Annotated in this window: 10 protein-coding genes; 8 read left to right on the plus strand and 2 right to left on the minus strand. The window is 50.5% G+C overall.

Annotated elements, in window-relative coordinates; all coding sequences use genetic code 11:
* Positions 1-807 precede the first annotated feature (807 nt).
* The 8 genes from NZ772_06330 (at position 808) to NZ772_06365 (ending at position 8027) form a co-directional block, all read left to right on the plus strand.
* On the plus strand, positions 808-1356 hold the full coding sequence (locus NZ772_06330) for a peroxiredoxin (GenBank protein ID MCS6813171.1): 549 nt from the start codon (positions 808-810) through the stop codon (positions 1354-1356).
* 186 nt (positions 1357-1542) lie between these two features.
* Positions 1543-1788, plus strand: a complete 246-nt coding sequence (gene acpP, locus NZ772_06335) for an acyl carrier protein (protein ID MCS6813172.1) — start codon at positions 1543-1545, stop codon at positions 1786-1788.
* Positions 1789-1829: 41 nt separating this feature from the next.
* A complete protein-coding gene (fabF, locus tag NZ772_06340) occupies positions 1830-3098 on the plus strand; it encodes a beta-ketoacyl-ACP synthase II (GenBank protein MCS6813173.1) in 1269 nt (422 codons plus the stop codon).
* Between the two features lie 436 nt (positions 3099-3534).
* Positions 3535-5442, plus strand: coding sequence for a transketolase (locus tag NZ772_06345; protein ID MCS6813174.1), 1908 nt, complete (start codon positions 3535-3537; stop codon positions 5440-5442).
* A 90-nt stretch (positions 5443-5532) separates the two neighbouring features.
* Positions 5533-5676 carry a hypothetical protein gene (locus NZ772_06350; GenBank protein MCS6813175.1) on the plus strand — a complete coding sequence of 48 codons (144 nt, stop codon included), beginning with the start codon at positions 5533-5535 and terminating at the stop codon, positions 5674-5676.
* A gap of 217 nt (positions 5677-5893) precedes the next feature.
* Positions 5894-6046: a winged helix-turn-helix domain-containing protein gene (locus NZ772_06355; GenBank protein ID MCS6813176.1), complete on the plus strand. Its 153-nt coding sequence runs from the start codon at positions 5894-5896 to the stop codon at positions 6044-6046.
* 289 nt (positions 6047-6335) lie between these two features.
* Positions 6336-6617, plus strand: coding sequence for a transposase (locus NZ772_06360; protein MCS6813177.1), 282 nt, complete (start codon positions 6336-6338; stop codon positions 6615-6617).
* Positions 6618-7196: 579 nt separating this feature from the next.
* Positions 7197-8027, plus strand: a complete 831-nt coding sequence (locus NZ772_06365; protein MCS6813178.1) for a carbonic anhydrase — start codon at positions 7197-7199, stop codon at positions 8025-8027.
* A 286-nt stretch (positions 8028-8313) separates the two neighbouring features.
* Here the strand turns inward: NZ772_06365 and miaB are convergent, their stop codons facing one another.
* Together miaB and murD are read right to left on the minus strand one after the other, a co-directional pair.
* Positions 8314-9660 carry a tRNA (N6-isopentenyl adenosine(37)-C2)-methylthiotransferase MiaB gene (gene miaB, locus NZ772_06370; GenBank protein ID MCS6813179.1) on the minus strand — a complete coding sequence of 449 codons (1347 nt, stop codon included), beginning with the start codon at positions 9658-9660 and terminating at the stop codon, positions 8314-8316.
* Positions 9661-9739: 79 nt separating this feature from the next.
* Positions 9740-11022, minus strand: a 1283-nt coding sequence (gene murD / locus NZ772_06375; protein MCS6813180.1) for a UDP-N-acetylmuramoyl-L-alanine--D-glutamate ligase, incomplete at its 5' end; no start/stop codon positions are given.

Below are 11022 nucleotides of genomic sequence, written 5' to 3' on the forward strand. Positions count from 1 at the left end.
CTGATTTCAGCGGGCATGGGGGCGGGTGCAATTTTACGGCTAAGCAATTTAGACATGGAACGGAACCTCCGATGGTGATGATGAATGGCATAACGTGAGTAAATGGCAGTGATATAGCGAACACAATCGTTAGCAGTGGATGGGTATGATCCACAGTATTCATGCTGATCGCAGATAACGATCAGCCAAACTGTGATGTCGGCACGCCCAGCCTAGGGTCAGTTTGGAAGTCAAACCGTTGCACAGGACTAATCACAAGGGGGCATTAGTAGCAGCAAAAAGCAGCAACTACTGTCATCGCCTGCCTAACCCAGCGATTGCCCCATCATCAGTAGCTATGCAAAAGCCTGCAAACTCTCTCAGAAGTGATCAACCTCGACTGTGCACTTGTCTATTGACAACCAGCCGCAAGCATCCACTAGCGATTCACGTAAAATTACAATTCTCCACAAACGGAGACTGACCGACCCAGTCTGTGTTATCTAGCAACTACCCATGTCACCATGGTGCTCAACACGCTAGCAAAGCACAAACCTAGCAGTTACAGGCCGGTCAAACCATACTCGGCGGTTCACACCCGTCTACCACAGACAAGGCAGGATTACATTGTCGCCGCTTTTTCAACTTCATCTCCAGATACCACATGGGCATCCAGGGGTATCCAGTCACAGCAAAGAATTTCAATGCCAGCAACCTTTAGTAACATGACAATTTCACTCTAGTCTAAACACTCTCCGTTTGTCCAGCGTGGATACTTCAGGGTACTCTGGATAGTGGAAAATTTTTAACGAAAAGGTCACGATCCCTATGTTGTCTCGTGGTATTCGTTTGCTGTTGATAGTTTGCTTGTCGGTTCTATTGTGGTCAGGTGTTGTTACTGCTGCCTATGCTATGGGAGGAACCCTGCCACCCTTGAATCAACCTGCGCCAGTGTTTACCCTGCCCACCAACTCTGGTGATGGGGATATATCGCTAACGGACTATCGGGGTAAGTGGGTTGTGTTGTATTTCTATCCAAAAGATTTCACCGCTGGCTGCACGATCGAAGCCCAGCGATTCCAGAGAGACTTGCCAGAGTATCTAGCTCGCAATACTCAGATTTTGGGAGTCAGTGCCGATTCGATCGACTCCCACGCCGAGTTTTGTGATGCTGAAGGGCTAAAATTTCCGCTACTTGCTGATGTAGACGGCAGTGTGAGCAAGGCCTATGGTTCTTGGATGGGGTTTGTATCTGCTCGCCATACGTTCATCATTGACCCAGAGGGAATAATTCGAGAAGAATTTGTGGGTGTGCGTCCAACCACCCACAGCGCTGAAGTGCTGGCACGCTTGGATGAGCTGCAAAAAGCGACTTAAAAGCAGTCTTAAACCGGTGTGTCTGCCACTTCTGAAAGCGGCTACCTGTGGGTTACACGGGTACGCTTTCCGCTACTATTAAAAAATGACTAAGTTTGATGGTATGCTAACTGCCCGTGGTGTTAGCAAGCGCCACAAGCTGTAAGCTTGCTATGTCGGTTTTGCGTTTTAAAGGATTGAATAGCTGTGACTCAAGAAGAAATTTTTAGCAAAGTCCAAAAGATTGTGGCAGAGCAACTAGGTGTGGACGCAGGGGAAGTGAAGCCTGAGGCAAGTTTTGCCAATGACCTAGGTGCTGACTCTCTAGACACGGTTGAATTGGTAATGGCCTTGGAGGAAGAGTTTAACGTTGAGATTCCTGACGAATCTGCTGAGGGCATCACGACGGTTCAAGATGCAGTGAACTTTATTAAAGAAAAAGTAGCCGCTTAAGTTGAGCGACTAAGGCTGTTTGTCGATGTTTGTAGCCGACCATGACGAATACTGTTGATGAGCGATCGCCCCTGAAACGTGTAGTAGTGACGGGGCTGGGGGCCATTACCCCCATTGGCAATACGACTGATGACTACTGGCAGGGGTTGTTGAGTGGTCGTAACGGCGTAGGTATGATTACCCAATTTGACGCTGATAAGCATGATTGTCGTATTGCTGCCGAGGTAAAAGGTTTTGATCCCCACGATTACATGGATCGTAAAGAAGCAAAGCGCATGGATCGGTTTGCCCAGTTTGGGGTGGCTGCTAGTTTGCAGGCCATTGCAGATGCTCGGCTTGTGATTAATGACTTGAATGCTGAGCAGGTAGGAGTCATGTTGGGGACTGGCATTGGTGGTCTACGAGTTCTAGAAGAACAACACACCGTCTACGTTGAGCGTGGCCCCGATCGGTGCAGTCCCTTTATGATTCCCATGATGATTGCCAACATGGCAGCCGGACTAACGGCGATTCATACCGGAGCCAAGGGGCCTAATTCCTGTTCGGTGACAGCCTGTGCTGCTGGGTCGAATGCCATTGGTGACGCATTTCGATTAATTCAGCGCGGCTATGCCCAAGCCATGATCTGTGGAGGCACAGAGTCAGCCGTGACTCCCTTGGCACTGGCAGGTTTTGCGGCTTGTAAGGCGTTGTCCTTGCGTAACGATGATCCTAGCCGTGCTAGCCGTCCCTTTGACCGCGATCGAGATGGATTCGTGATTGGCGAAGGCTCTGGCATCCTCATTCTAGAAGAATTGGGATATGCCCTCAGTCGAGGTGCCAAGATTTATGCTGAACTGGTTGGCTATGGTATGACCTGTGATGCTTACCACATGACCGGGCAACTTCCTGGTGGTCCGCAGGCCGCTAGAGCCATGTCCTTAGCCCTTAAAGATGCAAACCTGACACCAGATCAGGTAAGTTATATCAATGCTCACGGTACCAGTACGCCGCTGAATGATCCTACAGAAACGGCTGCCATTAAGAAAGTTTTGGGGGATCATGCCTACAAGGTTGCTGTGAGTTCGACAAAATCCATGACAGGCCATCTGCTGGGTGGTGCAGGTGGCATTGAGGCAGTAGCGACAGCGCTGGCTGTCTTCCATGACCAGGTACCACCGACGATTAACCTAGAAAATCCGGATCCAGACTGTGACTTAGACTATGTACCCCATCAGAGCCGATCGCTGCCTGTGGAAGTGGCACTTTCCAACTCCTTTGGCTTTGGTGGTCACAATGTAACACTGGCATTCAAAAAGTATCGAGGCTAAGAGTAGCAAGTTCCCTTGGGTGTGGCATCAGAGTAAGCTAGCTGTATCAGATTGATTAGCTGCTATGTCAGCATTGAGGTCATCACTGCTTTTTTGCTGCCATTGGTTGGCAACTGGGAAGTTTGACAATTTAACTCCAGAGGATATGCTGGCTCGGTGTGAACACTATTGGCGTTATCGAGTAGTGCTAGAGGATCTGGGCGAAGAGGAAGGGAATTGTAGCACCTGGAAGGTGCCTACATGGTTAAGATTGCTAAGATTTCTTGCATCATCCAGCAGGGCAGCTAGACAACAGTATCTAGTCCGTCATGCCCGAAAAATCTTCGGCAGCAGTCAGGGCTAAGTCGGAGAAGATAGTGGAGACGATGCGATCCCTTAGATGGTAAGCTGTTAAGCGTTTAGCTTACGACGTTCCTCCCACGCAGGATGATCAGCCATGACAACAACTGCTTTCCCGATCGACCTTAGTGCCTATCAAACAATAACTCTGGATCCAACGATTCCAACCTTGACGGATGAGCAACGGGCAGCTTTGCAAGCTAACATTCAGCTTTGTCGAGATGCGATTGTCTTCTTTACCGCTACGGGTGCGGCTAAGGGTGTAGGTGGTCACACAGGTGGCCCCTACGATACAGTGCCTGAAGTGGTGATCATGGATGCGTTATTTCGAGGCAACCCTGACAAGTTTGTACCGATATTTTTTGATGAAGCCGGACATCGCGTCGGAACTCAGTATTTGATGGCAGCGATCTACGGCGACTTACCTGCGGAGCAACTGACTCGCTACCGTGAAGCCCACTCCAAACTGCCAGGGCACCCCGAACTTGGCTTGACACCAGGGGTGAAGTTTAGCTCTGGCCGCTTGGGGCACATGTGGCCCTATGTCAACGGTGTAGCTATGGCTAATCCTGGTAAGGTCGTGTTCTGTCTGGGATCCGATGGCTCTCAGCAGGAAGGAAACGATGCTGAAGCAGCACGTCTGGCAGTTGCTCAGCACTTGAATGTGAAGCTGATTATTGATGACAACGATGTGACCATTGCTGGACACCCCTCTAAGTATCTCCCCGGTTTCACAGTCACTAAAACCCTAGAGGGCCATGGTGTTAAGGTGTTGGAAGGGGATGGCGAAGATTTGGATGGGCTGTATGCCCGCATCTGTGAAGCGGTGAATACCCCTGGCACAGTAGCCGTTGTCAATAAGCGTCCTATGTGTGTTGGCATTGAAGGCTTAGAAGGCTCTAACCACGGGCATGATGTGATTTCTGTGGAAAAGGCGATCGCCTACCTAGAAAAGCGTGGCCGCACAGATGCTGTTACCTTCTTGAAGGGCATTACTAAACCCAAGCAGGACTACACCTTTCTGGGGTCAGGGGACAAATGGGGATCTAACCGCAACGTCTTTGGGGATGCAGTCGTGGGTATTTTGGGCAAGATGTCCGAAGCGGAGCGCAAAGAGAAAGTAATGGTCATCGATAGCGATCTGGAAGGCTCCTGTGGCTTGAAGAAGATTCACGATGCTCATCCAGAAGTCTTTGTTCCTTCTGGGATCATGGAGCGAGGCAACCTCTCAGCAGCGGCCGGCTTTGGCATGGAAAAGGGTAAGCAGGGCATTTTTGCTACCTTTGCCGCTTTCCTAGAGATGTGTATTTCTGAAATCACCATGGCACGGCTTAACTACTCCAACCTGCTCTGCCATTTCTCCCACTCTGGTATTGACGACATGGCAGATAATACCTGCCATTTTGGGTTAAACAACTTCTTTGCTGATAACGGGCTGGATGATGGCTATGACACCAAGCTTTACTTCCCAGCAGATGCTGCCCAGATGAAGGCAGTAGTGGAGGCAGTCTTCTTTGATCCTGGTCTGCGCTTTATTTTCTCCACTCGTTCCAAAACTCCCAACATCCTCAAGGCGGATGGTAGTGACTTCTTTGGTGAGGGCTACACCTTTGTGCCTGGCAAGGATGAAATCATCCGTGAGGGTACTGCTGGTTACATTGTGGCTGTTGGGGATGCGTTGTATCGGGCATTGGATGCTGTAGAGCGTCTGAAGCAAGAGGGCATTGATGTGGGGCTAGTGAACAAGCCGACCCTCAACGTGGTGGATGAGGAAATGATGGCGACGATCGGCAAGTCTCCCTTTGTGCTCATCGTAGAAGCCTTTAACCGCAAGACGGGCTTGGGTAGTCGCTTTGGGTCTTGGCTGCTAGAGCGTGGCTATGCTCCTAAGTTTGCCTATTTGGGCACCCACAAGGAAGGCTGTGGTGGTCTGTGGGAACAGTTTCCTCATCAAGGGTTAGATCCTGTCAGTATCATGACCAAGGTAAAAGCCCTGCTAGGGTAGTATCTGTAGTCACTCCAGACTAGGGAGAGACATTTAATATCAAGTCCGTTTGAATGCACAGAAGTAAGAGTGGCGAGTTTGGCAACAGGAATGCCACGACGGATTCAAATTGCCCCTCACCTTAGCCTGGCAGCATTGGCACAGCCCTATCGCCAAGCGAACCTAGAGACTGAGCGCAGTCACTACCAGATCATTACCAGATCATCTGGCTCTCAGCGCAAGGGAACGCACTGAGGAGGTGGCGGCGCTGACCAGTTATAGTCGAGAGCAGATTTATGAACTAGTGTAGGGCTATAACCGCACAAGGCTCACCGCCCTTGGGGATCAACGCCGCAAGCATCTTGGGGTGCAACCCCTGTTGAATGAGGTGCAGCAAGCCTAACTCTGGCAAGCGTTACAAACGCCGCCTGGGAATGGAAACCTATAGGATGAGCCGAAGGTGGCCCAGTGGATGAGCAATCTCCTGGGGCACCCCATCCATCTGCAACGAGGCCGGGAGTATCTGCGGGCGATGGAGTTGCGTCGCCGCTGCCCGCGATCGCAGCACCAAGAGACTGACCCCGTGGCACAAGCAGCCTGGAAACCAACCTCGCGCAACGGGTAGCTGCCCTGCGACAGCAGTATCCGGAGGCCACCGTTGAGGTGTGGGCGGAAGATGCGTATTGCATCGGCGTACACCCGGTAAGTCGGATGGTTGGGGTACCGATAGTTGCTCCCCCGTTGCCCAAGTCAACTGGAAGTACCAATGGTTATGGTTGGTTGGGTTTGTCCAACCGACAACAAGCATGACCTATAGGTGGATTGTACTGTGTCTGACCGCTGAGGTCTTTAGCCGCTTGCTTGAGGGTTTTGCCCAGCACTTTGGGTAGGGAGACCAAAAACACGGGTTATTGATGGTGGATCGAGCAGCGTTCCATACCAGTGCCAAGGTCCATACCCCCAAGGGTGTGCATTTGTTCTATCTACCACCGAACTCACCAGAGTTACAACTCGCCAAGCGCCTATGGCTGCTAACGAATGAAGCGATCGCCAATCGGAGCTTTGCTGATCTAAAGGAGTTGGAAGCCGTCACAGCCCATTGCTGTTGGGTCTTGCTGCAACGCACTGACTTCATCCAAGGGCTAACAAAACTTTTACTGGTGGGCAGAGGTGGTCGGCTAACTATGGCTAATTAACTAGATTTGATATCATGTCATTTTCAAACACATGGGCATAAAAACGACTGTTAATAATATGTTTCACTAGCAGGTTATTCGAACAGAGCTAATAGTGTATTAAATATTTCTTTTCTAACAGATAGAACGAGATTATTAAAACAGAGCTGATAGTAGATTAAGTATTTTTTTCTAACAGATAGAACGAGATTATTAAACAAGACTTCTTTGCTATTGAGTGCCTATCTTGTTATTTAACAGATAGGCATCTCTAATGTTGTTTTACGTTTTTTCGCTTTACTTTATAGAACTTACTTTGGTACTATCTAAAGCCATAAACGATGTTCTAAAGTTATTCAATCTAGTTCTGTATTCGAACTGAAAGTTAGGTTCCTCTGGCGGAGAGTACTGCCTTGATCTGCTGGCTTGAGGCTGAGGTTTTGTGTTGACTTAAGCACACCGTAGGGAGCTTATGAGGGAACTTGTAGGAAACTTACGGGGTGCATGGTTAACGCCCGCTTAGCTAGAAGAAATAGGGATTTTTAGCAGGCAGCTTTTGATGCTTGGGGTTCGTTTGATTGCACTTAGGAGGTTGTTAGAATGACTCGTCGGGTTGGCTTTTTAGGTCGTCGTAGTTTAGTTAAAATGCTAGGGCTTTCTAGCATTGGGTACGTGGCTACAGTTGCTTGCACTGCTCAGAAAACGACAACGAGTTCTACGGCGGTCACCGACGCCCCTAGCCCTACTACTCCAGTCGTCGATGTTGAGGTTCGCCCTGAGACCGCTAAGATGACACCAGACCAGGCCTTGGCTCTGCTGATGGAAGGGAATCAACGGTATGTGGAGGGCAAAAGTGTTCACCCTCGAGAAGATCCAGCGACAATTCGTCAAACGGCTAGCGATCAGTTTCCGTTTGCTGCCTTTTTGAGTTGTGCAGACTCCCGCGTTCCGGTGGAAAGAGTTTTTGACCAAGGGGTGGGAGACTGCTTTGTTACGCGGATTGCCGGCAATGTTGCGACGCCTGAGCTGATTGGTAGCCTTGAGTTTGGGACTGAGGTTTTGGGCGCGAAGGTTCTAATGGTGATCGGCCATGAGCGGTGTGGGGCAATTGTCGCTTCCCAGGGGCGTTTGGATCCACCTTTGCCCAAGGAGGTAGGCTCTATTCCTACTCTCGTTCCATATATCACTCCAGCAGTTCAGAAAGTTGAAAAGATTAAGAATACGCCTAGTGCCAAGGCGCTGGTAGATTCTGACGGCCTTTTTAGTGATTTGGAAGCCACCACAAAGGTGAATGTTATGAATCAGGTCGCTAAGCTAAGGCAATCTCCAATCCTTTCCAGGTTGGAGAAGGAGGGCAAGCTGAAAATTGTGGGCGCTTACTACGACCTAGATACTGGCAAAGTGACATTAGTTGACGATAAGGTTAGCTGATGATTTGAGTAAGATGCCTCCTAGTGGGCGCTTGAAGTTGGGTTTTGCGTCTAGGGTTCACCGATGCGACTCTACTTCGAGTGCCTTTTATCTTTCAGGGGCTGTGCTGTGAGCGAGCGCCTCTCGCTCGAGGGAAAAGTCACATAAGCCTCTTTCTCCAACCCCCTGCTTGTGGAGAGTTAGAGGGGCAGAGAGGGGTTAGAGTGAGGGCAACTGTTCAACCCGAATTGAAACCACTATGGATCTCGATCGCACAAGCTATCCATGGTCAGGCTTAGAATCTGTATCACCCGGTGCTGACTAGTTGCCCGGTTAAACTAAAGGCGCGTACATCAGTGATTCTGACCTGTACAAGTTGTCCCTTAAGCTGCTCTAGCTTGCCCGGCAAAAAGGTAAGGCGGTTGGTGCGGGTACGTCCCATCACTTGGCTAGGATCCTTAGGATTTTGGTCTTCTACTAGCACCTCTTCGATGCGGTGCCAATACCGTTGAGAGCGCTCAGCCGCCTTGGTGGCCACAAGATGATTGAGCCGCTGGAGCCGATCGCTCTTTACCTCTTCCGGCAACTGATTAGGCCATTGGGCAGCAGGGGTGTGAGGCCGGGGCGAGTAGGCGGCTGTGTTTAACTGGTCAAAACCAATGTCATCCACCAGTTGCAGGGTATGTTGAAACTGCTCCTCTGTTTCCCCCGGAAAGCCAACGATCGCATCAGCACTAATAGCTGCATCGGGCATGTAATCGCGAATCATGGCGATAATGCGGCGATATTTTTCATGGGTATAGCCTCGTCCCATCGCCTTGAGCACATCGTTATCCCCCGATTGAAAGGGAATGTGGAAGTGCTCGCACACTTTAGGCAACTCTGCACAGGCGCGAATTAGCCGTTCAGTAAAGTAGCGGGGGTGACTAGTGGCAAAGCGGATCCGTTCAATACCGGGGACATCGTGTATGGCATAGAGTAGATCTGTCAAGGTGTGTTGGTGCCGTCCATCTGCTGTTACCCCTGGTAAGTCGCGTCCATAGGCATCGATGTTTTGTCCCAGTAAGGTGACCTCTTTGTAGCCTTGCCGTCCCAAATCTTCTATCTCAGCGCGAATGGCCTCAGGAGGACGGGACTGCTCTACCCCACGCACATAGGGCACCACACAATAGGTACAGCGCTCATTACAGCCATAAATCACGTTCACCCAAGCTGTTACGGTGCTATCTCGGCGGGGCTTGGTGATATCTTCCATAATGTGCACAGGTTCAGTAGCAACCACTTGGTTGCCGTTGAATACCTGCTCCAACAAATCTTGTAAGCGATTGGCGTGCTGTGGCCCCATAACCAAATCTAACTCTGGTACTCTACGCAACAGGGCTTCACCTTCCTGCTGAGCCACGCAACCGGCCACTACTAGGGTCAAGTTGGGGTCTAGTTGTTTACGCTTGGCTTGTCTGCCCAGGTAAGAGTAGACTTTCTGTTCCGCGTTATCCCGAATGGTACAAGTATTATAGAGCACTAAGTCTGCTTCCTCTGGTGTTTCTGACCACTGGAACCCCATGCCTTCCAAAATGCCTGCCATGCGCTCAGAGTCGGCTTTGTTCATCTGACAGCCGAAGGTTGTGATGTGGTAGCGGCGGGGAGTGGTCATAGGGGTGGATAGTGTAGAAATGAGAGTTGATGAAAGCAACCAACTTTCTACCATAGCGTGTTGAACAGGGAGTTTGCAATTAACCTGCTAAGTCTAGGCATAGTTGCCGGAAATGATCGCCCCGCTGCTCGAAGTTGTTGTACTGATCGAAGCTCGCACAGGCGGGGGATAGCAGAACAGTCGTCACTCCTAGTTGCGGGGCCAGCACAGCAGCACGACTCACAGCCTTATCCATAGTTTCGACAATTTCGTAATTGGTATAGCCTGTGTCAGCAAGACGCTGGGCAAAGGTAGGGGCTGCACTGCCAATCAACAGTACGCTGGCAGCGTAGGTGCGGATAGAGGTCAACCATCCACTATCGTCACCAGCTTTTGCTTCACCGCCTGCAATTAGAATAGTAGGGGATGCTATGGCCGATAGTCCTACTTGGGCAGCGTCGTAGTTGGTGGCCTTGCTGTCGTTGATGAAGTCGATGCCGCGCCATGTGCAGACGTGTTCTAAGCGGTGGGGAACACCAGGGAAGGTGGTGACTGCTTGGGCGATCGCCACTGGATCGATGTCGGCTAATCGGGCTGCAGCTATGGCCATCAGCAGGTTTTGACGATTATGGGATCCCTTCATGCGCAGGGCACTGGCTAAAACAATCCGCTGTCCAAAGGCGATAACCCAATCATCAGAGTCAATATACACACCTCGATCAACCGTGCACAGTAGACGGCTGGTGCCTTGTACACTCGTCCAATAAGCATGGGGCCACTGGTCTTTTCCTACCTGATAGAGGTAGGGGTCATCCCCATTGAATACTTGCTGTTGGGAATTTTTTAGCAAACGCGCCTTAATACCATAGTAATTTTCTAAGGTCTTGTGACGGTTGAGGTGATCGGGAGTAAAGGTTGTCCAAATGCCAATATGGGGAGTAATGGATGCCGAAGCTTCAATTTGGTAGCTGCTTAACTCTGCGATCACCCAATCCACAGGTTTCTCAATAGTTGCCAATGCCAACTCACAGGCTGCGTAGCCAATATTGCCACAGGCAGGGGCGCAGAAACCAGCCGCTTGAAAAATAGCAGCAGTAAGAGCCGTGGTCGTGGTTTTGCCATTAGTGCCAGTAATGCCCACCCAAGGAACCATAGAGAGATGCCGCCACGCTAGTTCCATCTCACCGATCGTCATCATGCCCAACTCTCGCGCTCGCACCAGCCCAGGTATATCCCATGGTACTCCTGGACTGACCACAATCAGGTCATCGGCAGCCCAGTCATGCTGAAGGGACTCGACATAACTGGGAGGAAATAGGTTGCCTAAGTCAAGCGTAATGCCCGGAAGCTCTGGTATCTGGGGAATGGCAGCAGCAGGCTTGC

This window comes from Cyanobacteriota bacterium (assembly GCA_025054735.1).
GTDB lineage: Bacteria > Cyanobacteriota > Cyanobacteriia > SKYG9 > SKYG9 > SKYG9.